This is a genomic window from Pseudomonas gessardii, assembly GCF_001983165.1.
GTDB classification, from domain to species: domain Bacteria; phylum Pseudomonadota; class Gammaproteobacteria; order Pseudomonadales; family Pseudomonadaceae; genus Aquipseudomonas; species Aquipseudomonas gessardii.
Genome location: NZ_MNPU01000018.1, coordinates 63,413 through 86,121 on the forward strand (window position 1 = coordinate 63,413; position 22,709 = coordinate 86,121).

The window sequence follows — 22,709 nt, forward strand, 5'->3', positions numbered from 1 at the left end:
AACTCACTCGGGAGTCGTTATGGTTGACCGGCACGACTACGTCGCCCTCGAATGGGTCAAGGGCGAGATCGCCGAAACCCTGAAGCAGGCCCGTGCGGCGCTGGACGCCTTTGCCGACGACGCCCGCGAGCAAGCCCTGGCGCAGTGCCTGGAAGGCATTCACCAGGTCCATGGCGCCCTGCAAATGGTCGAATTCTACGGCGCGGCACTGCTCGCAGAAGAAATGGAGCACCTGGCCCAGGCCCTGCAGGCCGGGCAGGTCAGCCAGCGCGAAGAAGGCATCCGCCTGCTGCAACAGGCCCTCGGGCAACTGCCGTTGTACCTGGAGCGTGTGCACAGCGCGCGGCGCGACCTGCCCCTGGTGGTGTTGCCGCTGCTCAACGACCTGCGCAGCGTGCATGGCAAAAGCCTGCTCTCGGAAACCAGCCTGTTCAGCCCGCAACTGCTGGTGATCGCACCGCTGCCCGAGGACGCCCTGGCCCAACGAGCGCCGGCCGATTTTGCCGAGCAACTGCAGCAATGGCGGCAAATGCTGCAACAGGGCTTGGCCGGGCTACTGCGTGAAGACCACGGCCCGAGCAACCTCGAAGACATGGCGCGGGTCTTCGCGCAACTGGAAGCGCTGTGCCATGGCGCGCCGTTGCTGGCGTTGTGGCAAGTCACCTCGGCACTGGCCGAAGGCATGCTCACCGGCGTCATCGCCAATAGCCCGGCGTTACGCAGCCTGCTCAAGAGCTGCGACAAGGTGCTCAAGCGCCTGCAAATCCAGGGCATCGAGGGGATCAATACCCCGGCGCCGGACCAGTTGCTCAAGAGCCTGCTGTTCTACATCGCCAAAGTCACCCGGCCGACGCCGCGCATGCAAAGCCTCAAGGAACGCTACGGCCTGGATGAAGCCTTGCCCGACAGCACCGTGGTCGATGCCGAGCGCGCGCGCCTGGCCGGGCCGGACCGCAACGCCATGGGCTCGGTGCTCGGTGCGTTGTGTGAGGAGTTGGTGCGGGTCAAGGAGCGCCTGGACCTGTTTGTGCGCAGCGACCGCCAGCACATCGGCGGCCTGGACAGCCTGCTGGCGCCGTTGCGGCAGATCGCCGATACCCTGGCGGTATTGGGCTTTGGCCAGCCGCGCAAAGTGATCATCGACCAGTTGGCGGTGGTCCAGGGCCTGGCCCAGGGGCAGCGCGAGCCCAATGATGCGGTGTTGATGGATGTGGCCGGGGCGTTGCTGTATGTCGAAGCGACCCTGGCCGGGATGGTCGGCACCGTCGAACCGCAAAACCGTGAAGACAGCCGCCTGCCCACCACCGACCTGACCCAGATCCACCAGTTGGTGATCAAGGAGTCATGCCAGTGCCTCAAGCAGGCGCGGGAGCTGGTGATTGACTGCCTTGAGGCGCAATGGGATACGCAGCGCCTGGAGTCCCTGCCGCAATTGCTGACCCAGGTGCGTGGCGCCCTGGCGATGATCCCGCTGCCGCGCGCGGCGAGCCTGGTGCGGGGCTTCAAGATTTACGTCGATGAACAGTGGATGGGCCATGACACCGCGCCGCCGGCGGCGCAGCTGGAGCATTGCGCCGATGTGCTCACCAGCCTGGAACACTACCTGGAGCGCATGCTGCAGGACCCGGATGCACCGGGCGAGCGGGTGTTGGATATCGCTTTTGAAGGGCTCGCGGCGCTAGGTTATGCGCCAGTGCCCGCGCAGCAAGCCTGGCGCCAGGAACCCTCGGCACCGCACGATGAATTGCCGGTCGATTCCCAGACCCTGGCACAGGCCCTGGCCAGCCCGACCCCACGTCTCAACCCACCGGCCCTGCAACGCCCGGGCAGCCTGCTGCCGCCGCCAGCCGATGAAGAGTCGGTGGATGATGAACTGCGCGAAGTGTTCCTGGAGGAAACCGCCGAAGTGCTGGAAGTGTTGCAGCGCCTGGTGCCCCAAGGTGCCGCCAGCCTTGAAGATAAAGCCGCCCTGAGCGACATGCGCCGCGCCTTCCATACCCTCAAGGGCAGCGGGCGCATGGTGCGTGCCCTGGTGTTGGCGGAGCTGGCATGGGCCGTGGAAAACCTGCTCAACCGCGTGCTGGAGCGGGTGGTCGCGCCGGGCGCCGAGGTCCAGGCGGTGCTGGATGACGTGCTGGTGCTGCTGCCGGCCTTGATCGCCGAATTCGCCGCCGACACCCAGCGCCAGCGCGATGATGTCGACCACCTTGCCGCACGTGCCCATGCCCTGGCCAGTGGCGCGTCGTTACCGCCGGCCGCGGCCCAGGATGACAGCGCGCTTGACCCGCTGCTGCTGGAGATCTTCCGCAACGAAGCGCTGAGCCACCTGGACAGCCTCAATCGCTTTTTGCACCAGGCCACCGAACAGATACCGCTGCCGGTCAGCGATGAACTGCAACGTGCCCTGCATACCCTCAAGGGCAGTGCCTACATGGCGGGCGTCTTGCCCATCGCCGAACTGGCGCGGCCGCTGGACCACCTGACCCGCGAGTACAAGGCCCATCGCCTGGCCCTGGACCTGGAGGAAATCGACCTGCTGCTGGAGGGCGAAGCCCTGTTCCAGCGCGGCCTGCGCCAGTTGGACAATGACCCCCTGGCGCCCATCGACGGCGCGCCGTCCTTGATCGAGCGCACCCAGGCGCGTCTCGACAGCCAGCTCGAAGCCTTCCTCAATGCGCCGAGCACGGGTCTGCGGGTCAAGCGCGATCCACAGTTGATCAGCAACTTCCTGGCCCAGGGCATGGACATCCTGCTCGACGCCGAAAGCCTCTTGCGCCGCTGGCAGCAACACCCGGGCGAGCGCCAGGAACTCAGTGCGTTGCTGGATGAACTGACCACCCTGGGCGAGGACGCGCACCTGGCCGACCTGCACCCGATGGATGAGCTGTGCGAAGCCTTGCTTGACCTGTATGGCGCGGTGGAAGAGAGCAGCCTGGCGGTCGGCGAGCGGTTTTTCCAGGAGGCCGAACAGGCCCATGAAGCCCTGATCAACATGCTCGACCAACTGGCTGCCGGCCAGGAAGTCAGCCCGGCGCCGGCGCGCATGAGGGCCTTGCGCGAGTTGCTCGATGAAGGGCTCGACCCCAGCGCCACCGGCCTGATCAAGACCGATGGCAGCCGCGCCCTGAGCATTGGCGAACTGGGCGCGGCCACCACCCAGTTGCAACAGGACTGGGCGGTGGACGATGAGATTGTCGAGATCTTCCTTGAGGAAGCGGTGGATATCCTCGACAGCGCCGGGCAGGCCCTCAAGCGCTGGTTGCTGGAGCCCGACAGTGTGGCGCCACTGTCGTCCCTGCAACGCGACCTGCACACCCTGCGCGGGGGCGCGCGCATGGCCGAAATCGGCCCGGTGGGCGACCTGGCCCAGGAACTGGAAAACCTTTACGAAGGCCTGGTGGACCGACGCTACAGCTACTGCGCTGAAATCGCCCAAGTGTTGATGGACAGCCATGAACACCTGGCCCTGCAGTTGGAACAGTTGCAAGAGCAGCAACCGTTGAGCGACTCCAGCACCCTGATCAGCCGCTTGCGCGAAGTGCGCCAGAACGCCGTGCCCCTGGCGGCGCCTGCGCCGCCCGAGGTGCAGGGGGCCGGCAGTGATCCCGAGCTGCTGGATATCTTCCTTGAAGAAGCCGCCGACATCCTCGACAGCTCCGGCGCCGCGCTGTTGCGCTGGCAGGCCGAGCCCCAGGGCCGCCAGGAAGTCGAGACCCTGCTGCGCGACCTGCACACCCTCAAGGGCGGCGCGCGCATGGTCGAAATCGGCCCCATCGGCGACCTGGCCCATGAGCTGGAGTTTCTCTACGAAGGCTTGTCGGCGGGCTTGTTGGCGCCCACCAGCGAACTGTTTGCGCTGCTACAGGGCTGTCACGACCGCCTGGCGCAGATGGTCGAGGCGGTGGCGGCGGGGTTGCCGGTCGGTTCGGTGGAACGCCTGATCGAGCGCATCAAAAGCCTGGTCCAGCCTAGCGAAGAGCAGGCCGCACCGGTCGCCATGGCCACCGGCAAACCCGAAGCGCCGGCCGCCAGCGAGCCGGGCGCGGACATGGTGAAGATCTCTGCCGAGCTGCTGGATGACCTGGTCAACCTTGCCGGCGAAACCTCGATTTTCCGTGGGCGCATCGAGCAGCAGGTCAACGATGCCCGCGCCGCCCTCAGCGAGGTGGAAACCACCATCGAGCGCATGCGCGACCAACTGCGGCGCCTCGATACCGAAACCCAGGGGCGCATCCTCAGCCGCCAGCACGCCGAGACCGAGCGCCTGGGCTACGAAGAATTCGACCCGCTGGAAATGGATCGCCATTCCCAGTTGCAACAGCTGTCCCGCGCGTTGTCCGAGTCGGCCTCGGACCTGTTGGACCTCAAGGAAACCCTCGACCAGCGCAACCAGGACGCGCAAAACCTGTTGCAGCAACAGGCGCGAATCAACACCGAGCTGCAAGAAGGCCTGATGCGCACGCGCATGGTGCCCTTCGAGCGCATGCTGCCGCGCCTCAAGCGTATCGTGCGGCAAGTGGCCGGTGAGCTGGGCAAGGATGTGGAATTCGTGGTCGGCAATGCCGAGGGCGAGATGGACCGCAACGTGCTGGAGCGCATGGCCGCGCCCCTGGAACATATGCTGCGCAACGCCGTCGACCACGGCCTGGAATCGCGGGATGCACGGCTGTTGGCGGGCAAGCCGGAGAAAGGTCGGATCACCCTGGACCTGAGCCACGAAGGCGGCGACATCATCTTCGACATGCGCGACGACGGCGCCGGCGTGCCATTGGATGCGGTGCGGCGTAAGGCGATCAAGCGTGGCCTGTTGGACCCGGCTACGGAGATCAGCGACCGCGACGTGTTGCAGTTCATCTTGCAGCCGGGTTTTTCCACCGCCGAAAAAATCACCCAGATCTCCGGGCGCGGCGTGGGCATGGACGTGGTGCATGAAGAAGTGCGCCAGTTGGGCGGCAGCATGGTGATCGACTCCATGCCGGGGCTGGGCGTGCACTTTCGCATTCGCCTGCCGTTTACCGTGTCGGTCAACCGGGCATTGATGGTGCAGTGTTTTGATGACCAATACGCGATTCCGCTGAACACCATCCAGGGTCTGGTGCGCGTATTGCCCAACGAGCTGGAAGGGCATTACCAACTGGATCCGCCGGTGTATGAATACGCCGGTCAGCGCTACGAGTTGTATTACCTGGGCGAGCTGCTGCACACCGTGGCCCGGCCCAAGCTGCTGGGGCAGAACCAGCCGCTGCCGGTGCTGCTGATGCAGTGCAACGACCGGCATATTGCGGTGCAGGTGGATGACATGGCCGGCACCCGGGAAATCGTGGTCAAGGGCCTGGGCCCGCAGTTTGCGGCGGTGCAGGGGCTGTCGGGGGCGACCATCCTCGGCGATGGCCGCGTGGTGTTGATCATCGACCTGCTGGCGCAGATCCGCGCCCTGGCCCCGGCCTTGCCGGCCCAAGCGGCGGACACGGCATTGGCGGTCAACGAACCGCAGAAAAAACAGCGGTTGCTGGTGCTGGTGGTGGACGACTCGGTGACCGTGCGCAAAGTCACCAGCCGCCTGCTGGAACGCAACGGCATGAACGTGCTGACCGCCAAGGACGGCATCGACGCCATCACCTTGCTGGAAGAACACACCCCCGACCTGATGTTGCTGGATATCGAAATGCCGCGCATGGATGGCTTTGAAGTGGCGATCCAGGTGCGCAACGACCCACGGCTTGCGCGCCTGCCGATCATCATGATCACTTCGCGCACCGGCCAGAAACACCGCGACCGGGCCATGGCGATTGGCGTCAACGACTACCTTGGCAAGCCCTATCAAGAGTCGGTGTTGCTCGAAAGCATCGCCTACTGGAGCCCGAAACATGCTTGACCACCGCACCAGCCAACTCACCGGCTTGCTGCTGCCCTTGGCCGATCGTCACCTGCTGCTGCCCAACGTGGCGGTGGCCGAACTGATCGACTTCCAGCGCGGCGAACCGGCCAGCGACGCCCCGCCGTGGTACCTGCGGCCCGTGACCTGGCGCGACCAGCAACTGCCCCTGATCAGCTTTGAAGCCGCCTGCGGTGGCACCAGCGTTGTCAGCGAACGTGCACGGATCGTCGTGCTCAACGCCCTGGGCGGGCGGCCGACGTTGAAATTTATCGCGCTGGTGATCCAGGGCATTCCCCGCTCGTACAAACTCGACAGCCAGTTGAGCTATGTGGACGTCCCCCTATCACCGCTGGAACTGGCGGCGGTACAGGTCGGCGAGCATGTGGCGAAAGTGCCGGACCTGATGGGGCTGGAAGCGCTACTGGTCGAGGCTGGGTTGGCCTGAACACCCGTACTCAGCATCTCTGAAGACCCAATGTGGGAGCTGGCTTGTGTGGGAGCTGGCTTGCCTGCGATAGCATCCCCTCGGTTTAACTGACACACCGAAGCGTCTGCATCGCAGGCAAGCCAGCTCCCACATTGGATTGCGCTTGGCGCCAAACCTTACTCAATCTGCGCAAAACGCTCAATGACCGGTTGTTCACGGTGCTCTGCTTGCCAAAGATCGTAGGTACTTTGCATCGACAACCATAACCGCGCTTTGCTGATGCCTGCCCGCTCCAACCTCACGGCAAGGTCTGGGCTGACTGGCGCGTGACCATGCAGGATCCTGGAGAATGTTTCCCTGGCAAAGCCGAGCCGCCGGGCCATTTCGGTAATGGTGATGCCCAAGCTGGGCATCACATCCTCAAGCAGGATTTCGCCGGGATGTGGCGGGTTGTGCATACCCATGTACGTGCCCCTGTTCAATGGTAGTCAAGGTAATCAACCAGTTCGACGTGATCATCAAGCATACGAAAAATGATGCGCCAGTTACCGCTAATGCTGACGGAGCAGTAGTCGAGCAGATCGCCTTTGAGTCGATGAAAACGCCATCCTGGGAGATTCAATTCGCCCGGGTGTCCTGCGCTATCCAGAATCAGCAGCACACGACGCAAGCGTTTCGCATGACCCGCGTTGATGCCTTTGGTTGATCCTGTTTCATAAAAGCTCTGGAGCCCCTTGTGTTTCCAACTGACGATCATGGATGGATTGTGATGTGAGACATCACGCTCTGCAATGGCCTTGTATCGGGTTTTAGGGCCAGATTCATAATGTTCTGCTGGTGAGATGATTCAAATTCCAAAGGCTAGAGAGGTGCCATCCGAGCAACAACCCTAAAAATCTGTAGGAATGATCGTGCGGCATGATGCCTTCAGATTTTTCCCGCACGTTTTCGCGCCGCCCATGAACTTGTCGCTCGCCGCCTTCGCCCCTAGGCTTGGTCGGTCATCGCAAAAAACGGTGACACGGACGTGCAAGTCCGGTTACATATCGGCGCACCAACGCCCATAGCCATTCAACGGGCGTTTTTTATGCCTGCTGTGTTTGTTATGGCGGCTGTGCGTGGGAGACCTTCGGGTCTGCCGGGGTCCGATATGCCCGGTCTTGCACACCTGCGCACAGCTGCCACCCGATTTGCGTGCAAGCAAGCGGTGTCAGTCTCCTTCACATATCGGAGATGTTCACCATGATCAAACCCACCCCCAACCCGCCTACCTCATCCAGTATCTTCACCGTCAACCCGCACCAGAACACCGAAACCCTGCTGGTCAACGCCAGCGAAACCCTCGCCTCCCTCAACGCCCTGACCTGCGGCCTGGCCTTTGAGCTGAACGGCGCCCAGCGCGGTGTACTCCTGGCCATCCAACAAATGACCGAACTGGGCCAACTGCTGGTCGAACGCGCGCTGGAGCAGATATCGCCTGCGGTCGCTGCGTAAAACTTGATCAGTCCCAGAAAGGGACCGTTCGTTCCCTTTTTGGGACTGATGCCTGCTCGGGTAAAGCCTCACGTAAACCCGCCGATAACCCGAGGAGTCTTTCGGTGGAAGCAACAACCCAATGTGGCTATTTGACGTATTTGCCCGGCTGTATAACCTCAACCCGTTTACCTTCGCTTTAATGATGTGGTTTGTGGTGCTGGTAATCACCGCCAGCGTGACGATGCAATACCCGACCAGGCGCGGCAAGCTCGTGGGGTTCGGGATCACGTCGGTGGGCGCGATGCTGATTCTGGGGTTTCTGCAACTGCTGACGCTCAGCGACACCGGCAAGGAAATCAAAGAGATCGTGACCAATTTTGTGGTCATGACCCTGGGAGGCCTGGGCTCGGGCCTGCTTGCGGTGGCGATCTCGGAAGGTCCGACCAAGGACGAAAGCGAGCAGGCACGCAGCTTCGTCCGTGGCCTGGGCCTGACGATCTTTGAATATGTGTTTGTGTTTATTCTGGTGTGCGCCCTCAGCCTGTCGGTCGTCTGCCTGCCCTTGTGGTCTCTGGGCTGGCCGGTGATGACAGGATATGCAGTGACGAGCCTGCTGGTTGTGTTCCTGGGCGCCGCGTTGGGCTGTGCCATCGTCGCCTACCTGCGTAGGTTGAAGAAGTGGGAGCAGCGTGGTGCGTGCCTGTTGTTTGGATGGATGCTGCTGCTTGTGCCGATCTATGTGCAGGCGATTGCCGGGCTGGTGAGCTGGAGCCTGGCGGCGGTGCTGGGGTTTCATACTGTGGCAGGCATTGCCATGGGCTGGACCGTATGGCGCCAGCGTATGGAATGGTTGTAGGACCGTTACTCCAACCGTAACAGTCCACCACCGAGCTTGATTGATACCCCCCCGATTCACTCCTATGGTGAGCCCCACGACAGCGAACCCGTGGAGCGACCATGACAACAACCATAACCCCCGACTCGCGCTGGACGCGGCGCCGCGACGAGAAGCAGCGGCGGCTTGGGCTGGTCCAGGCGTTTGCCGACGGGGCCGTGCTGCCCAGCGACCGGATCGTCGAGGCCCTGCAAGCCCTGATCCTGCCCGGCGACCGTGTGGTGCTGGAAGGCAATAACCAGAAGCAGGCCGACTTTCTCTCGCGCTCCCTGGCCAAGGCCGACCCGGCCGTGCTCCACGACTTGCACATGATCATGCCCAGCGTCGGGCGCGCCGAGCACCTGGACCTGTTTGAAAAGGGCATCGCGCGCAAGCTCGATTTTTCGTTTGCTGGCACCCAATCCCTGCGCATCAGCCAGTTGCTCGAAGACGGCCTGCTGGAAGTCGGCGCGATCCACACCTACATCGAACTCTATGCACGGCTGGTGGTGGACCTGATCCCCAACGTGGTGCTGTCCGCCGGCTTTATGGCCGACCGCGCCGGCAATATCTACACCGGCCCCAGTACCGAAGACACCCCGGCGCTGATCGAGCCGGCGGCCTTCAGCGATGGCATCGTCATCGTGCAGGTCAACCAATTGGTGGACGACGTCAGCGACTTGCCCCGGGTGGATATCCCGGCCAGTTGGGTGGATTTCGTGGTGGTGGCTGATAAGCCTTTCTATATCGAGCCGCTGTTCACCCGCGACCCCCGGCATATCAAGCCGGTGCATGTGTTGATGGCGATGATGGCGATCCGTGGCATTTACGAAAAACACAACGTGCAGTCGCTGAACCATGGCATTGGTTTCAATACCGCCGCGATTGAACTGATCCTGCCGACCTACGGTGAGTCCCTGGGCCTTAAAGGCAAGATCTGCCGCAACTGGACCCTCAACCCGCACCCCACGCTGATCCCCGCCATCGAAAGCGGCTGGGTTGAAAGCGTGCATTGTTTCGGCACCGAACTGGGCATGGAAAACTACATCGCCGCGCGCCCGGATGTGTTCTTCACCGGCCGCGACGGCTCGTTGCGTTCCAACCGGATGTTCTGCCAACTGGCGGGGCAATACGCGGTGGACCTGTTTATCGGCGCCACGTTGCAGGTGGATGGCGACGGTCATTCGTCCACCGTGACCCGTGGCCGGCTCGCCGGGTTTGGCGGCGCGCCGAACATGGGCCACGACCCACGCGGGCGCCGCCACGGCACCCCGGCCTGGCTCGATATGCGCCATGACGATGCCCCCGAAGCCCTGCTGGAACGCGGTAAAAAACTCGTCGTGCAAATGGTCGAGACCTTCCAGGAGGGCGGCAAACCGACCTTCGTCGAGACCCTGGATGCGGTGGAAGTGGCGCGCAAAAGCGGGATGCCCCTGGCGCCGATCATGATCTACGGCGACGACGTGACCCACCTGCTCACCGAAGAAGGCATTGCCTACCTGTACAAGGCGCGCTCCCTGGAAGAGCGCCAGGCGATGATCGCCGCAGTGGCCGGGGTGACCGCCATCGGCCTGCGCCACAACCCCAAGGACACCGCGCGCATGCGCCGCGAAGGCCTGATCGCCTGGCCCGAAGACCTCGGGATCCGCCGCACCGACGCCACCCGCGAACTGCTGGCGGCCAAAAGCGTGGCCGACCTGGTGGACTGGTCCGGTGGCCTGTACAACCCGCCTGCCAAGTTCAGGAGCTGGTAAATGCACGCACTCAAACGGCACACACTGACCCTGGCCGAGCAACTGGCGGACCTGGCGGTCGATGCACTGATCGACGAAGCGGACCTGTCGCCCAAGCCGGCGCTGGTGGATCGGCGCGGCAATGGCGCCCATCAGGATTTGCACCTGGGCCTGATGCACGCCTCGGCGCTGTCCTTGTGGCCGGCCTTCAAGGAAATGGCCGAAGCGGCGATTGCCCTGGGCGAGATCGGCCTGCCGCTGCGCGAAGCCCTGGGCCGGATCGGCCGCGAAGGCGAGCAGGCGATGCTCGCCACTACCCAGGGCGTGAATACCCACCGTGGTGCGATCTGGGCCCTTGGCCTGCTGGTGGCCGCCGCCGCGCTGGCGCCTGCTTCGCGCACGGCCAATGCGCTGACTTTAAGGGCTGCGCGCCTGGCCCTGCTCAATGACCGTTTTGCCCCGCAACCGTTGAGCCATGGCGCGCAGGTCGCGCAACGCTATGGCGTACGTGGCGCCCGCGAAGAGGCGCAACTGGGCTTCCCCGCGGTGTTGCAACGGGGCCTGCCGCAACTGCGCGCAAGCCGTTTGCAACAACACGGCGAGCAGAACGCGCGCCTCGATGCGCTGCTGGCGATCATGACCCAACTGGCCGACACCTGCGTGCTCTACCGCGCCGGCACCGATGGCTTGCAGGCCATGCAACGGGGCGCCCAGGCCGTGCTGGATGCGGGCGGCAGCGCGAGCCTGGCCGGGCGGCGTCGCCTCAATGAGCTGGACCAGCAACTGCTGGCGCTGAATGCCTCCCCCGGTGGCGCCGCCGACCTGTTGGCCGCCTGCCTGTTTATCGACCGCATCGAGTCTTGCGACGGAGCGTTTTGATGGAAATCCTATCCTTTGAATTCCCCGCCGGGCAGCCGCCCAAAGGTCGTGCGCTGGTGGGTTGCGTCGGTTCCGGCGACCTTGAAGTGCTGCTGGAGCCGGGCATGGCGGGCACCTTGAGCATCCAGGTGCACACCTCGGTCAATGGCGCCGAGCAACGCTGGCAGCATCTGTTCCAGCGGCTCTTCCAGGAGCAGACGCCACCGGCGCTGAACATCCAGATCCACGATTTTGGCGCCACCCCCGGCGTGGTGCGTTTGCGCCTGGAGCAAGGTTTCGAGGAGCTTGGCCATGACTGATTTACTCAACCGGCACAGCTTCGTCGAACTCGGCGCCCGCCAGCGGGCCAAGGCCTTGCTCGATGCCGGCAGCTACCGCGAACTGATCGACCCGTTCCAGCGTGTGATGTCGCCGTGGTTGAGCCGCCAGGGCGTGGTGCCGCAGGCCGACGATGGGGTGGTGATTGCCAAGGGCACGCTCGACGGCCTGGCGCTGGTGATCGCCGCCATCGAAGGCAATTTCCAGGGCGGCAGCCTCGGTGAAGTGGGCGGGGCGAAAATCGCCGGTGCCCTGGAACTGGCCGCCGAGGACAACCGCAACGGCATCCCGACGCGTGCGGTGCTGCTGCTGGAAACCGGCGGCGTGCGCTTGCAGGAAGCCAACCTCGGGCTGGCGGCGATTGCCGATATCCACGCGGCGATTGTCGACCTGCGCCAGTACCAGCCGGTGATCGGCGTGGTGGCCGGTAGCGTTGGCTGTTTTGGCGGCATGTCGATTGCCGCAGGCCTGTGCAGCTACCTGTTGGTGACCCGCGAAGCGCGCCTGGGCCTGAACGGTCCGCAAGTGATCGAGCAGGAAGCCGGCCTGGAAGAATACGACTCCCGCGACCGGCCCTTTATCTGGAGCCTGACCGGCGGCGAGCAGCGCTTCAACACGGGTTTGGCCGACCGCTATGTGGCGGACGATGTGGCGCAGATCCGCCAGCAGATCAGTGAACTGTTGCAGCAAGGTTTGCCGGCCTCGCAACGCAGCCGCCAGGCCGACTATTACCTGGCGCGCCTGGCTGCGCTGGACACCGAGCCGCAGATCGAGCCGGCTACGGTTCGTGACCTGTATCAGGGAGAACGCCCATGAGAGGCTTGCAGTGGTTCAACGCATTAAGCGCCGGCACAGCGCCTGTGGCGGGTTTGCCGGCATCGTTGAAAGTCGCCGATGGCCTGCTCGGCGAGCAGGCCGTGCGCTTTATCGCGGTGGTGCCGGATGCCGCCAACCGCTTCCCCCGTGCTCGCCAGGGCGAAGTCGGCCTGCTGGAAGGCTGGGGCCTGGCCAAGGCGGTGGATGAAGCCATCGCCTGCGGCGATCAGCGCCCGATCATTGCCATCGTCGACGTGCCGAGCCAGGCCTATGGGCGCCGCGAAGAAGCCCTGGGCATTCATCAGGCCCTGGCGGCGGCGGCGGACAGTTATGCCCGTGCGCGCCTGGCCGGGCACCCGGTGATCGGGTTGCTGGTGGGCAAGGCCATGTCCGGGGCGTTTCTCGCCCATGGCTACCAGGCCAATCGCCTGATTGCCCTGCGCGACCCTGGGGTGATGGTGCACGCCATGGGCAAGGCCTCGGCGGCGCGAGTCACCCTGCGCAGCGTCGAAGAGCTGGAAGCCCTGGCCGCCAGCGTGCCGCCCATGGCCTATGACATCGACAGCTATGCCAGCCTCGGCTTGCTCTGGGAAACCCTGACGGTCAGCCAGATTGAACAACCAACCGCCGCCGACCTGGCGCAGGTCAGGGGTTGCCTGGTGCATGCGATCGAGGAGGTGCAGAACAGCGGCGTGCGGGATTTGCGCGGGCGCCTGGGCGCCGCCAACCGTGCCGCGTCCAGCCATGTACGCCAGCTGCTGCGGGAACAATGGTGAACGCCCACGACTTGCTCTGGGGCATGACCCTGGCGCACCTGCCGGCTGACGCACCGGTCTGGGTACGGGCGGTGATCGCTGCGGGACACCCGGTGGTGGTGCGCCGGGCGCTGGCCGAACCGGGCTATGTGGCGGTGGGTGTGCGCGGGCGTTTGCGTGAGCAGCGTTTTGCGGCCGTGATGCCCCAGGCGGCAGTGCAAAGGCGGGTGACGCCGGAGGCGCTGCGCGGGGTGATTTCGCCCCGGGATTTACCGGCATTGTGCGCCCTCGATCAATTGCGCCCGGTGCTGGCGTGCAAGGTTTGGGGGGTTACCGGCAGCGCGGGTTTCGAGTTGGCCACGGGCATTGAGGCACTGCATGCCCAGAGCGACCTGGATTTGCTGCTGCGCACTCCCGAGCGTCTTGAGCGTGGCGAGGCCGAGGCTCTGCTGGCGATTCTGGACACCGCGCCGTGTGCCGTGGACCTGCAATTGCAAACCCCTTACGGCGCGGTCGCCTTGCGTGAATGGGCCGGCCCAGCGCGGCGGGTGCTGCTGAAAACCGCCAGCGGTGCGCAACTGGTCAGCGACCCTTGGCAGGCCGTGGCATGAGCAGCCTCCTGGTGTTTCCGGGGCAGGGCGCCCAACGCCCGGGCATGCTCCAGCAACTGCCTGCGGGCGTTCTGGATGAGGCCAGTGACGCGTTGGCCGAAGATGTGCGCCAGCTCGATTCGGCGCAGGCCCTGGCCAGCACCCGCGCTGTGCAACTGTGCCTGCTGATCACCGGCGTGGCCCATGCCCGTCAGTTGCAACACACGCCGGACTACGTGGCGGGCCTGTCCATCGGCGCGTATCCGGCGGCGGTGATTGCCGGCGCCCTGGCGTTTGCCGATGCGCTGCGGCTGGTCAGCCTGCGCGGCGAGCTGATGCAGCGCGCTTATCCACAGGGCTATGGCATGACCGCGCTGATCGGCGTGGAGTTATCCACCGTCGAAAATGTGCTGGCCGAAGTCCATGCCCCCGGTTCACCGGTGTACCTGGCCAATATCAATGCCGACAACCAGTGCGTGATTGCCGGCAGCGACGCAGCCATGCAACGGGTCGCGGATCGCGTCAAAGGCCAGGGCGTGGCCAAGCGCCTGGCCGTCAGCGTGCCGTCCCATTGCGCGTTGCTGGATACGCCTGCGCAAACACTGGCCGAGGCGTTCGCCAAGGTCACGCTCAAGGCGCCGGCCATTACCTACCTGAGCAGCACCCGGGCGCGGCCAATTCGTGATCCCGCGCAGTTGCGCGACGACCTGGCGTTCAACATGTGTCGCCTCGTCGATTGGCGCGGCACCGTGCAAAGCGCTTATGAGCGCGGCGTGCGCCTGCATATCGAACTGCCCCCGGGTGCGGTCCTCACCGGCCTTGCGCGGCGGGTATTTGAGCAAGGCACGGTGATCGCCTTCGAGGGCGCGCGCCTGGACACCTTGCAGGCCTTGCTGGAACAGGAGGGCCGCCACCATCGATAAAGCATGACCTTGGCTTTCGAAGCACAAAAACAACAATTTCGATCAAGCATCAAGAGGACTACCAGCATGATTATTTACGGTGTGGCGTTTCTGGCCCTGTGTACCCTGGCAGGCCTGTTTGTCGGCGAGCTGCTGGGCCAATGGATGGGCATCCCGGCCAACGTCGGTGGGGTGGGGATCGCGATGTTGCTGCTGATCGGCCTGGGCAGCTACCTGGGCAAGCGTGGCCTGTTTACCGGCAAGTCGGAGCAGGGTGTGAGCTTCTGGGCGGCGGTGTATATCCCGATTGTGGTGGCCATGGCCGCCCAGCAAAACGTGTATGGCGCCATCAGTGGCGGCCCCATGGCGATCCTTGCCGGCACCTGCGCGGTGCTGGTGGCATTTGCCCTGGTGCCGGTGCTGGTACGCATCGGCAAGCGTGAGCCGGATGCGGTCGTCACTCCCAAGTCGGCAGGGTGAGCGCCATGTACGAATCCTTGATGAAAGTCATCACCGGCTACGGCCTGATCAGTGGTTTTGCGGTGATCGGCCTGACCATGTGGGTGTCCTACTGGATCAGCGACACCTTCACCAAAGGCCGCCTGCATGGTTCGGCCATCGCAATCCTGCTGGGGCTGCTCCTGTCCTATGTGGGCGGTGCGTTTACCGGCGGGGCCAAGGGCGTGGTGGATATCCCGCTGCTGTCGGGCATCGGCCTGCTGGGCGGTGCGATGCTGCGCGACTTTGCCATCGTCGCCACCGCGTTCGGGGTGAGTGTCGATGAGCTCAAGCGCGCCGGGTATGTGGGGGTGCTGGCATTGTTTGTCGGCGTCGGCTCGTCATTTATCGCCGGCGTCGGGGTGGCCATGGCGTTTGGTTATACCGATGCAGTGAGCCTGACCACCATCGGCGCCGGGGCTGTGACCTACATCGTCGGGCCAGTGACCGGCGCGGCGATTGGCGCCAGTTCCGAGGTGATGGCGCTGTCGATTGCGGCGGGGTTGATCAAGGCCATTTTGGTGATGGTCATGACCCCGTTCGTCGCGCCGCTGATCGGCCTGAACAGCCCGCGCAGTGCGGTGATCTTTGGCGGGTTGATGGGCACGTCCAGTGGTGTGGCGGGCGGGTTGGCGGCGACTGACCCGAAGCTGGTGCCTTATGGTTGCCTGACAGCGGCGTTTTATACGGCGCTGGGGTGTTTGTTGGGGCCTTCGTTGTTGTTTTTGGTGATGCGGGGGTTGGTGGGTTGATTCGCTAATTTCGAGTGAATGGTCGGGCCTCATCGCGGCATAAGTATCTACACAACTCTCTTTTGGGTATGAGTACATATCCATTGCTGCGGTAACGGCCACTTAGGGTTCCGCCCTGACGGCGGCTCACTTTTGAAAAGCCGGAGTGCCGGCCCAGTCAAAAGTAAGCAAAACGCTCTTGCCCCACCACTCGGCACCTCGCCTAGGCTCGGTGTGCCCGTCATCCGACATTGATTTGGGGGGCCGCCGCGATGGGCCATCCATGGCCCAGCGCGGCTAAACCGGCGTCCTGCCGGTTTACCCCCCAAATCAATATCGGATGACGGCCAGCGTGGTTTAACGGGGCGCCTAAGATCAAAATCACAAGCAAAGCGAGGCGGCCTGACAGCCGACCTGATCCTTGAAGCGTGCGCGTACCCCTGTGGGAGCGGGCTTGCCCGCGATGGCGGTGTATCAGTCGATAAATACGTTGGCTGACTGGCCGCCATCGCAATAATGGATATGTACACAGACCGAGAAGAGAGTTGTGTAGATACCTATGCTCATCGCGGGCAAGTCGAATCGTCGCACCGCCGCTCCCACAGTGGACTGCATTTCAAATGTGGGAGCGGCGGTGCGACGATTCGACTTGCCTGCGATGGCGGTTTCAAACCTGCCGATTGGCATACATCCGACACTCCGCCAACAACGCCAGCAAATTCGGATCGCGCTCCTTGGCTTTCAAGAACACCACGCCTATGTGCTGCTGCAACCGGTAGCGTGGCTGCAACGGGATCAGCTTGACCCGGTTCTCATACACCGCCGCAATCCGCCCTGGCAGCAAGGCATAGCCCACCCCCGAGCTGACCATGCTCAGCAGGGTAAAGATGTCGTTGACCTGCATCGCCACCTTCGGCTCGAAACCCGCCTGTTTGAACACCCGTGCGCCGTCCTGGTGGGTGGCGAAGCCTTGGGTCAGGGTGATGAAGGTGGCGTCGCGCACCTGGGCCAGGTCGATTTCCTGTTCGCGGTCCAGGGGCGAGTCGGCGGGGGTGGCGAGGAAGATGTCGTCGCAAAACAGCTGGATCTGCGCGCAGTCCGGCTCGACGGCCTGGTCGTCGAGGGAGATCAGGATCGCATCCACTTCCATGTTCTTGAGCTTGTACATCAGGTCGACGTTGGAGCCCAGGATCAGGTCGATATTGAGCTCGCTACGCCTGATTTTCAGGCCCATGATCAGTTGCGGCACGGTCTTGACCGTCAGTGAATACAGGGCGCCGAGCTTGAAGCGCTCGGCGGAGAACCCGGCGGCTTCGCGGGTCAGGCGCACGCTGTCGACCACGTCTTGCACCAGCTTTTGCGCGCGTTCTTCGAGCACGTAGGCGCTTTCCAGCGGGGTGAGGTTGCGCCCTTCGTGCTTGAACAGCGGGCAGCGCAGGGCGTTTTCCAGGGAGTGGATGGCGCGGTGCACGCTGACATTGCTGGTGTGCAACTCGGCGGCGGCGCGGGCCAGGTTGCCGGTGCGCATGAAGGCCAGGAAGATTTCCAGTTTCTTGAGGGTGAATTCTTCGTCGATCAGCATGGCGGTGGCTCTTATTGGAATGCGCTCGATTGTGCCCTTAAAGCGCCGCAACCGTCATAACGGTCTTGCACTCTCGCCTGTCAGGCATGAGCCTTACGGGGACGTGCAGCCGTTTTGGAGGTGGATGAGGTATGTATCACGGCGAACGATTCAACGCCTGGAGCCATTTGCTCGGCGCCGTGGCGGCCTTTATCGGCGCGGTGTGGATGCTGGTGGTGGCGAGCCTGGACGGCAGCCCGTGGAAGATCGTCAGCGTGGCGATCTATGGTTTTACCCTGCTGGTGCTGTACAGCGCCTCGACGGTGTATCACAGCGTGCGCGGGCGCAAGAAAGCGATCATGCAGAAGGTCGACCACTTTTCGATCTACCTGCTGATCGCCGGCAGCTATACGCCGTTTTGCCTGGTGACCCTGAACGGGGCGTGGGGCTGGACGCTGTTCGGGATTGTCTGGGGGCTGGCGGTGATCGGCATCTTGCAGGAGATCAAGCCGCGCTCGGAGGCGCGGATTTTGTCGATTGTGATTTATGCGGTGATGGGCTGGATTGTGTTGGTGGCGGTCAAGCCGCTGATCGCGGCGCTGGGTACGCATGGGTTTATCTGGTTGGCGTCGGGTGGGGTGTTGTACACGGTGGGGATTATCTTTTTTGCCCTGGAGCACCGGTTAAGGCATTCCCATGGGATCTGGCACTTGTTTGTGATTGGCGGCAGCCTGCTGCATTTTGTGGCGATCATGCGTTATGTGCTCTGAAACTGTAGGAGGAGCTGGCTTGTGTGGGAGCTGGCTTGCCTGCGATCGCATCACTGCGGTGTAACTGATAAACCGAGGCGCCTGCATCGCAGGCAAGCCAGCTCCCACACAAGCCAGTCCCACATGGGTTTTGTGGTGTTTTAGAGACGGTCTAACTGCTCTTGGGCACGACTGCCAAAGATCTCCAGCAGGCTCGCCAACATATGCGGCGGTGGCTCGTCGGCACGGGTCAGGGCATATAAGGTGATGGGCAGCGGCGGGGCCAGGGGGCGGATGCAGGTGCTGTCGGTGGACGCGCCCAGCGCCGTGAAGGGGTCGATCACCGCCAGGCCGGCGCCGGATTCCACCATGGCGCGGGCCAGGGAATAGGTCTGCACCGAGATCCGCACGCGCGGCGGCGGCTCGACCGCTTCCAGGTAGCTGTCGAGCCGCGCCGACAGTGGGTCGGCACTCGACAGGCCAATCAACGGCGCGCCCGCCAGGGCCATCAACGGCAAAGGTTTGCCCAGCTCCGCCGCCGGCCAGAAACCCCGTGGCGCCAGGGCCACCAGCACGCCGTGGGCCAATGCCTGGGCCTTGAGCCCGGGATGGTCCGGGGACTTGAGGGTCAGCGCCACATCCATCTCGCGCATCAACAGGTTTTGCACCAGCTCACGGCTGTGGGCGCTGGACAGTTCGCAGGCGATGTCCGGGTAGCGCTGGGTCCATTCGCCAATCGCCGGCGGCAGCAGCGACAAGGCCAGGGCTGGCGTGGCGCCGATACGCAGGCTTTGGCCGGGTGCGCGCCGTAGGTTCTGGGCCAGGCGCCGCACGCCTTGCAGGCTTTCGCTGACCTTATCGACTTCGCGCTCCAGGGCCAGGGCTTCCGGGGTGGGCTGCAGCTTGCCGCGGATGCGCAGGAACAGCGGGAAGCCCAGTTGCAGCTCGGCATGTTGCAGCACCTTGGTCACCGCCGGTTGTGAGACATGCAGCAACTGCGCGGCGGCGCTGACCGAGCCGGTCTGGCGAATGGCCTGGAAGATTTCGATATGACGCAAGCGCATGACGAGTCCATAACCTTTGTTTATAGGTGGCCCATCTTTATTCATTGTCCGGCGCCTGTCACCTGGCCCTAATCTTGGTGTTCATTACAACGCTCGGGAATCGACATGGCTCAGCAGGTTTGCATCATTGGCGGTGGGGTCATCGGTCTGGCGAGCGCCTATGCCCTGGTGCGCGCCGGCATGGACGTGACGGTGGTCGAAGCCCGCGACAGCCTGGGCAGCGAGACCAGTTTTGCCAATGGCGGCCAGTTGTCCTATCGCTACGTTGCGCCGCTGGCGGACAAAGGCGTGCCGTTGCAAGCCATTGGCTGGCTGTTGCGCGGCGACTCGCCGTTAAAGCTGCGCCCGCGCCTGGACCCGGCGCAATGGCGCTGGATGGCCGCGTTCCTCGGTGCCTGCCGGGCCTCCGTCAACAAGCGTAATGCCGGCCACTTGTTGCGCCTGGCCACCTTGAGCCAGGGCACCTTGCAGCGGTGGCGTGAAGAAGACGGGCTGGACGGCTTCGACTGGAAACGCAACGGCAAGCTGGTGACGTTTCGCAGCCACCACAGCTTTGAACACGCTCGCAATAAGGTGCTCGATCGCCTGCAACAGCAAGTGCTGTCGGCGGCCGACTGCACACGCCTGGAGCCGACCCTGGGGGCCACGGATTTTGTCGGGGGCATCTACACACCCAATGAAGAAGTGGCGGATTGTCATGGCTTCTGCCAGCAATTGGCGGCACGCCTTACCGCGTCGGGCCGTTGCCGGTTTGTGCTGGGGCGCAAGGTCACGGGTATCCGCCAGGCCAACGGCACGGTGCAGGGGATTGAGTTGGGCGGCGAGGTGATGCCGGTGCAGCATCTGGTGCTGGCGGCCGGAGTCCGCAGCCCCGAGCTGGCCTTGCCGGGCATCGTGCTGCCGCTGTACCCGCTCAAGGGCTACAGCCTGAGCGTGCCGATTGGCGCGCAGCACGCCGCGCCAAAAATCAGCATCACCGACTATGACCGCAAGATCGTTTACGCACGGATCGGCGAGCAATTGCGGGTGGCGGCGATGGTCGACATCGTCGGCTTTGATACCGGCCTTGAGCCCAAGCGCCTGGCCCTGATCAAGCGCCAGGCCAGTGAGACCTTCCCCCTGGCCGGCGACTACAGCCAGGCCATCGAATGGGCCGGCATGCGCCCGGCCACCCCCAGTGGTGTGCCGTTGATTGGCGCCAGTGTGTACCGCAACCTGTGGCTCAACCTTGGCCACGGCGCCCTGGGCTTTACCCTGGCCTGTGGCAGCGGCCAGCTGTTGGCGGAGTTGATCGGCCAGCACACCACTTCCATTGATATGCAGGGCCTTGCGCCCCGCGCCGCTTAGGACACTGCAATGACCATCACCCGGATCAACAGCAATAATCGCCTGTCGGGCGCCGTGACCTTCCAGGAGCTGGTCTTCCTGTCTGGCCAGGTGCCGGGCGACGGCCAGGACGTCACCACCCAGACCCAAGAGGTGCTGGCCAAAATTGATGCGCTGCTGGCCGAAGCCGGCAGCGACAAGGATCATCTGCTCAACGCGACCATTTACCTGAAGAATATCCAGGAGGGCTTTGCGCCGATGAATGATGTCTGGTCCGCCTGGCTCACGCCCGGCCAGGCACCGACCCGCACCACCCTGCAGGCGGAACTGGCACGCCCCGGTGTGCTGGTGGAAATCAGCGTTATCGCTGTACGCCGCCCATAACAAGAAAACCAACGGAGAATAACAATGCAAAAAATCACGTTGATCGGCACGGCCCTCGGGCTGTTACTGGCGGCCCAGGCCCAGGCCAATGAAGCGCCGCTGACAGGCACCCTGGCCAAGATCGCGAATGCCAAGAGCATCACCCTGGGCTATCGCGATGCATCGGTGCCGTTTTCCTATGTCGGTGACCACACTGGCAAACCCATGGGCTATTCGGTGGACCTGGCGAGCAAGATAGTCGAGCGCATCCAGCAGAAGACCGGCGTGCCCCAGCTCAACGTGAAGTACAACCTGGTCACCTCGCAGACGCGCATCCCGTTGGTGATCAACGGCACCGTGGACCTGGAGTGCGGCTCCACCGGGGTGACGGCCGAGCGGCAGAAGCAGGTGGCGTTTTCCTATGGCTTTATCTATGTGAAGGGCCAGTTGCTTACCGCCAACGACAGCGGCATCCAGCGCTTCGCCGACCTGCGCGGCAAGAACGTGGTGACCACCGCCGGCACCACCAACGAACGGTTCCTCAAGAGCTACAACCATGAGCACAAGCTGGATATGTCGGTGATCAGCGCCAAGGATCACGGCGAGGCGTTCCAGATGCTGCAATCGGGCCGGGCCGTGGCGTTCTATATGGACGACGCATTGCTCTACGGCGAGCGCGCCAAGGCCCAAGACCCGCACAAGTGGGTGGTGGTGGGCGAGGAGCAGTCGCGGGAAATCTACAGCTGCATGGTGCGCAAGGACGACCCGCAGTTTCTGGCGGTGGTCAACGAGACCCTGGGCGAGCTGTACAGCTCGGGGGAAATCAACGGGATCTACCAGCGCTGGTTTGAACAGCCGATCCCGCCGAAGGGCTTGAACCTGGAATTCCCCATGACCAGCGAGCTGAAGGCGATTATTGCCAAGCCGGTGAGTGATCCGGTGGAGTAACCCACCCATCCCGATGTGGGAGCAGGCAAGCCAGTTCCCACATTTTTGATTGGGTTTGCAAGGTGGGGTTAGAAGTCGCCCCATAGCTGTTGTGCGACGGCCAGTGCCACCACCGGCGCCGTCTCGGTGCGCAACACCCGCGGCCCCAGCCGTGCGGCGTGGAAGCCTGCGCCTTGCGCGGTCTGGATTTCGCCATCGGTCAAGCCTCCCTCCGGGCCGATCAAAAACGCCAGGCTCGACGGTTTGGCATGGCTCACCAGTGGCTCGGCCACCGGGTGCAGCACCAGCTTCAAATCCGCCTCGGCCTGTTGCAACCAATCGGCCAGCAACAACGGTGGGTGAATCACCGGCACCGTGGAGCGCCCGCATTGCTCGCAGGCGCTGATTGCGACCTGGCGCCAGTGCAGCAGGCGCTTGTCGGCGCGTTCGTCCTTGAGGCGTACTTCGCAACGCTCGCTGAAGATCGGCGTGATGGCGTTGACCCCAAGCTCGGTGGCTTTCTGGATGGCCCAGTCCATACGCTCGCCCCGGGACAGGCCCTGGCCCAGATGAATGTGCAGCGGTGATTCGACCTGGCCGGCGAAGGCTTCGGTGAGCTGCACCGTCACGCGTTTTTTCCCGACTTCCAGCAGGCTGCCGCGAAATTCCTGGCCAGAACCGTCGAACAGTTGCACGGCATCGCCTTCATTCATGCGCAGCACGCGGCTGATGTAATGCGCCTGGGCTTCGGGCAGTTCGTGGTCGCCAAGGCTCAGCGGGGTATCGGTGAAAAAACGCGACAGTCTCATTTCTGTTCTCGGGAAAATGCAAAACCTGTGGGA

At 63.7% G+C, this 22,709-nt stretch carries 22 protein-coding genes; 17 read left to right on the forward strand and 5 right to left on the reverse strand.

Annotated elements, in window-relative coordinates; genetic code table 11:
- The first annotated feature begins 19 nt into the window (after positions 1-19).
- Both BLL38_RS14555 and BLL38_RS14560 read left to right on the forward strand, forming a co-directional pair.
- A complete protein-coding gene (locus BLL38_RS14555; protein WP_076963172.1) occupies positions 20-5,875 on the forward strand; it encodes a hybrid sensor histidine kinase/response regulator in 5,856 nt (1,951 codons plus the stop codon).
- Complete coding sequence (locus tag BLL38_RS14560) at positions 5,868-6,323, forward strand: chemotaxis protein CheW (RefSeq protein ID WP_057440365.1); 456 nt, start codon at positions 5,868-5,870, stop codon at positions 6,321-6,323. The genes BLL38_RS14555 and BLL38_RS14560 overlap by 8 nt, the downstream gene beginning before the upstream one ends.
- Before the next feature lie 158 nt (positions 6,324-6,481).
- On the opposite strand, the gene BLL38_RS14565 is transcribed toward BLL38_RS14560, so the two are convergent.
- Together BLL38_RS14565 and BLL38_RS14570 are read right to left on the reverse strand one after the other, a co-directional pair.
- Positions 6,482-6,769, reverse strand: a complete 288-nt coding sequence (locus BLL38_RS14565; RefSeq protein WP_029300442.1) for a HigA family addiction module antitoxin — start codon at positions 6,767-6,769, stop codon at positions 6,482-6,484.
- A gap of 14 nt (positions 6,770-6,783) precedes the next feature.
- Complete coding sequence (locus BLL38_RS14570; RefSeq protein WP_076963173.1) at positions 6,784-7,062, reverse strand: type II toxin-antitoxin system RelE/ParE family toxin; 279 nt, start codon at positions 7,060-7,062, stop codon at positions 6,784-6,786.
- Positions 7,063-7,547: 485 nt separating this feature from the next.
- On the opposite strand from BLL38_RS14570, the gene BLL38_RS14575 reads away from it, so the two are divergent.
- The 11 genes from BLL38_RS14575 to madM all read left to right on the forward strand — a co-directional run bounded on the left by BLL38_RS14575 (position 7,548) and on the right by madM (position 15,898).
- On the forward strand, positions 7,548-7,799 hold the full coding sequence (locus BLL38_RS14575) for a DUF6124 family protein (protein WP_076963214.1): 252 nt from the start codon (positions 7,548-7,550) through the stop codon (positions 7,797-7,799).
- Positions 7,800-7,920: 121 nt separating this feature from the next.
- Entirely contained in the window at positions 7,921-8,637 is a 717-nt protein-coding gene (locus BLL38_RS14580) for a hypothetical protein (protein ID WP_076963174.1), read from the forward strand.
- 101 nt (positions 8,638-8,738) lie between these two features.
- Positions 8,739-10,409, forward strand: a complete 1,671-nt coding sequence (gene mdcA / locus BLL38_RS14585; RefSeq protein WP_076963175.1) for a malonate decarboxylase subunit alpha — start codon at positions 8,739-8,741, stop codon at positions 10,407-10,409.
- On the forward strand, positions 10,410-11,267 hold the full coding sequence (locus BLL38_RS14590) for a triphosphoribosyl-dephospho-CoA synthase (RefSeq protein ID WP_076963176.1): 858 nt from the start codon (positions 10,410-10,412) through the stop codon (positions 11,265-11,267).
- Positions 11,267-11,566 (forward strand): malonate decarboxylase subunit delta, encoded by a 300-nt coding sequence (locus BLL38_RS14595; RefSeq protein WP_076963177.1) that lies wholly within the window; start codon positions 11,267-11,269, stop codon positions 11,564-11,566. The genes BLL38_RS14590 and BLL38_RS14595 overlap by 1 nt, the downstream gene beginning before the upstream one ends.
- Positions 11,559-12,401: a biotin-independent malonate decarboxylase subunit beta gene (locus BLL38_RS14600; RefSeq protein ID WP_076963178.1), complete on the forward strand. Its 843-nt coding sequence runs from the start codon at positions 11,559-11,561 to the stop codon at positions 12,399-12,401. The genes BLL38_RS14595 and BLL38_RS14600 overlap by 8 nt, the downstream gene beginning before the upstream one ends.
- On the forward strand, positions 12,398-13,177 hold the full coding sequence (mdcE, locus tag BLL38_RS14605; RefSeq protein WP_076963179.1) for a biotin-independent malonate decarboxylase subunit gamma: 780 nt from the start codon (positions 12,398-12,400) through the stop codon (positions 13,175-13,177). Before BLL38_RS14600 ends, mdcE begins: the two co-directional genes overlap by 4 nt.
- Positions 13,171-13,767 carry a malonate decarboxylase holo-ACP synthase gene (locus BLL38_RS14610; protein WP_076963180.1) on the forward strand — a complete coding sequence of 199 codons (597 nt, stop codon included), beginning with the start codon at positions 13,171-13,173 and terminating at the stop codon, positions 13,765-13,767. The genes mdcE and BLL38_RS14610 overlap by 7 nt, the downstream gene beginning before the upstream one ends.
- Positions 13,764-14,669, forward strand: coding sequence for a malonate decarboxylase subunit epsilon (gene mdcH, locus BLL38_RS14615; RefSeq protein ID WP_076963181.1), 906 nt, complete (start codon positions 13,764-13,766; stop codon positions 14,667-14,669). Before BLL38_RS14610 ends, mdcH begins: the two co-directional genes overlap by 4 nt.
- Positions 14,670-14,735: 66 nt before the next feature.
- Positions 14,736-15,128: a malonate transporter subunit MadL gene (gene madL / locus BLL38_RS14620; RefSeq protein ID WP_076963182.1), complete on the forward strand. Its 393-nt coding sequence runs from the start codon at positions 14,736-14,738 to the stop codon at positions 15,126-15,128.
- A gap of 5 nt (positions 15,129-15,133) precedes the next feature.
- The gene (gene madM, locus BLL38_RS14625; protein WP_076963183.1) at positions 15,134-15,898 is read left to right on the forward strand and encodes a malonate transporter subunit MadM; all 765 of its coding nucleotides are present in this window, start codon (positions 15,134-15,136) and stop codon (positions 15,896-15,898) included.
- A gap of 646 nt (positions 15,899-16,544) precedes the next feature.
- On the opposite strand, the gene BLL38_RS14630 is transcribed toward madM, so the two are convergent.
- Positions 16,545-17,459 (reverse strand): LysR family transcriptional regulator, encoded by a 915-nt coding sequence (locus tag BLL38_RS14630; RefSeq protein WP_076963184.1) that lies wholly within the window; start codon positions 17,457-17,459, stop codon positions 16,545-16,547.
- A gap of 131 nt (positions 17,460-17,590) precedes the next feature.
- On the opposite strand from BLL38_RS14630, the gene trhA reads away from it, so the two are divergent.
- Positions 17,591-18,208, forward strand: coding sequence for a PAQR family membrane homeostasis protein TrhA (gene trhA, locus BLL38_RS14635; RefSeq protein WP_076963185.1), 618 nt, complete (start codon positions 17,591-17,593; stop codon positions 18,206-18,208).
- Positions 18,209-18,348: 140 nt separating this feature from the next.
- On the opposite strand, the gene BLL38_RS14640 is transcribed toward trhA, so the two are convergent.
- The gene (locus BLL38_RS14640) at positions 18,349-19,251 is read right to left on the reverse strand and encodes a LysR family transcriptional regulator (RefSeq protein WP_057960866.1); all 903 of its coding nucleotides are present in this window, start codon (positions 19,249-19,251) and stop codon (positions 18,349-18,351) included.
- A 105-nt stretch (positions 19,252-19,356) separates the two neighbouring features.
- On the opposite strand from BLL38_RS14640, the gene BLL38_RS14645 reads away from it, so the two are divergent.
- Genes BLL38_RS14645 through BLL38_RS14655 form a run of 3 tightly spaced genes read left to right on the forward strand, consistent with a single transcriptional unit; the run spans position 19,357 to position 21,888 of the window.
- A complete protein-coding gene (locus BLL38_RS14645; RefSeq protein ID WP_076963186.1) occupies positions 19,357-20,598 on the forward strand; it encodes a D-amino acid dehydrogenase in 1,242 nt (413 codons plus the stop codon).
- Positions 20,599-20,607: 9 nt separating this feature from the next.
- A complete protein-coding gene (locus BLL38_RS14650) occupies positions 20,608-20,961 on the forward strand; it encodes a RidA family protein (protein WP_076963187.1) in 354 nt (117 codons plus the stop codon).
- Between the two features lie 24 nt (positions 20,962-20,985).
- Complete coding sequence (locus BLL38_RS14655) at positions 20,986-21,888, forward strand: transporter substrate-binding domain-containing protein (protein WP_076963188.1); 903 nt, start codon at positions 20,986-20,988, stop codon at positions 21,886-21,888.
- 68 nt (positions 21,889-21,956) lie between these two features.
- On the opposite strand, the gene BLL38_RS14660 is transcribed toward BLL38_RS14655, so the two are convergent.
- Positions 21,957-22,676 (reverse strand): 16S rRNA (uracil(1498)-N(3))-methyltransferase, encoded by a 720-nt coding sequence (locus tag BLL38_RS14660; protein ID WP_076963189.1) that lies wholly within the window; start codon positions 22,674-22,676, stop codon positions 21,957-21,959.
- Between the last annotated feature and the right edge of the window lie 33 nt (positions 22,677-22,709).

Excerpts from the sequence above, each read along its gene's own strand:
- madL (WP_076963182.1), top strand. The coding sequence starts at position 14,736 with ATGATTATTTACGGTGTGGCGTTTCTGGCCCTGTGTACCCTGGCAGGC.
- BLL38_RS14590 (WP_076963176.1), top strand. The coding sequence starts at position 10,410 with ATGCACGCACTCAAACGGCACACACTGACCCTGGCCGAGCAACTGGCG.
- BLL38_RS14595 (WP_076963177.1), top strand. The coding sequence starts at position 11,267 with ATGGAAATCCTATCCTTTGAATTCCCCGCCGGGCAGCCGCCCAAAGGT.
- BLL38_RS14660 (WP_076963189.1), bottom strand. The coding sequence starts at position 22,676 with ATGAGACTGTCGCGTTTTTTCACCGATACCCCGCTGAGCCTTGGCGAC.
- BLL38_RS14555 (WP_076963172.1), top strand. The coding sequence starts at position 20 with ATGGTTGACCGGCACGACTACGTCGCCCTCGAATGGGTCAAGGGCGAG.
- BLL38_RS14570 (WP_076963173.1), bottom strand. The coding sequence starts at position 7,062 with ATGATCGTCAGTTGGAAACACAAGGGGCTCCAGAGCTTTTATGAAACA.
- BLL38_RS14655 (WP_076963188.1), top strand. The coding sequence starts at position 20,986 with ATGCAAAAAATCACGTTGATCGGCACGGCCCTCGGGCTGTTACTGGCG.
- mdcA (WP_076963175.1), top strand. The coding sequence starts at position 8,739 with ATGACAACAACCATAACCCCCGACTCGCGCTGGACGCGGCGCCGCGAC.
- BLL38_RS14640 (WP_057960866.1), bottom strand. The coding sequence starts at position 19,251 with ATGCGCTTGCGTCATATCGAAATCTTCCAGGCCATTCGCCAGACCGGC.
- BLL38_RS14580 (WP_076963174.1), top strand. The coding sequence starts at position 7,921 with ATGTGGCTATTTGACGTATTTGCCCGGCTGTATAACCTCAACCCGTTT.
- mdcE (WP_076963179.1), top strand. The coding sequence starts at position 12,398 with ATGAGAGGCTTGCAGTGGTTCAACGCATTAAGCGCCGGCACAGCGCCT.
- BLL38_RS14610 (WP_076963180.1), top strand. The coding sequence starts at position 13,171 with ATGGTGAACGCCCACGACTTGCTCTGGGGCATGACCCTGGCGCACCTG.
- BLL38_RS14560 (WP_057440365.1), top strand. The coding sequence starts at position 5,868 with ATGCTTGACCACCGCACCAGCCAACTCACCGGCTTGCTGCTGCCCTTG.
- BLL38_RS14600 (WP_076963178.1), top strand. The coding sequence starts at position 11,559 with ATGACTGATTTACTCAACCGGCACAGCTTCGTCGAACTCGGCGCCCGC.
- trhA (WP_076963185.1), top strand. The coding sequence starts at position 17,591 with ATGTATCACGGCGAACGATTCAACGCCTGGAGCCATTTGCTCGGCGCC.
- mdcH (WP_076963181.1), top strand. The coding sequence starts at position 13,764 with ATGAGCAGCCTCCTGGTGTTTCCGGGGCAGGGCGCCCAACGCCCGGGC.
- madM (WP_076963183.1), top strand. The coding sequence starts at position 15,134 with ATGTACGAATCCTTGATGAAAGTCATCACCGGCTACGGCCTGATCAGT.
- BLL38_RS14565 (WP_029300442.1), bottom strand. The coding sequence starts at position 6,769 with ATGGGTATGCACAACCCGCCACATCCCGGCGAAATCCTGCTTGAGGAT.
- BLL38_RS14650 (WP_076963187.1), top strand. The coding sequence starts at position 20,608 with ATGACCATCACCCGGATCAACAGCAATAATCGCCTGTCGGGCGCCGTG.
- BLL38_RS14630 (WP_076963184.1), bottom strand. The coding sequence starts at position 17,459 with ATGCTGATCGACGAAGAATTCACCCTCAAGAAACTGGAAATCTTCCTG.
- BLL38_RS14645 (WP_076963186.1), top strand. The coding sequence starts at position 19,357 with ATGGCTCAGCAGGTTTGCATCATTGGCGGTGGGGTCATCGGTCTGGCG.
- BLL38_RS14575 (WP_076963214.1), top strand. The coding sequence starts at position 7,548 with ATGATCAAACCCACCCCCAACCCGCCTACCTCATCCAGTATCTTCACC.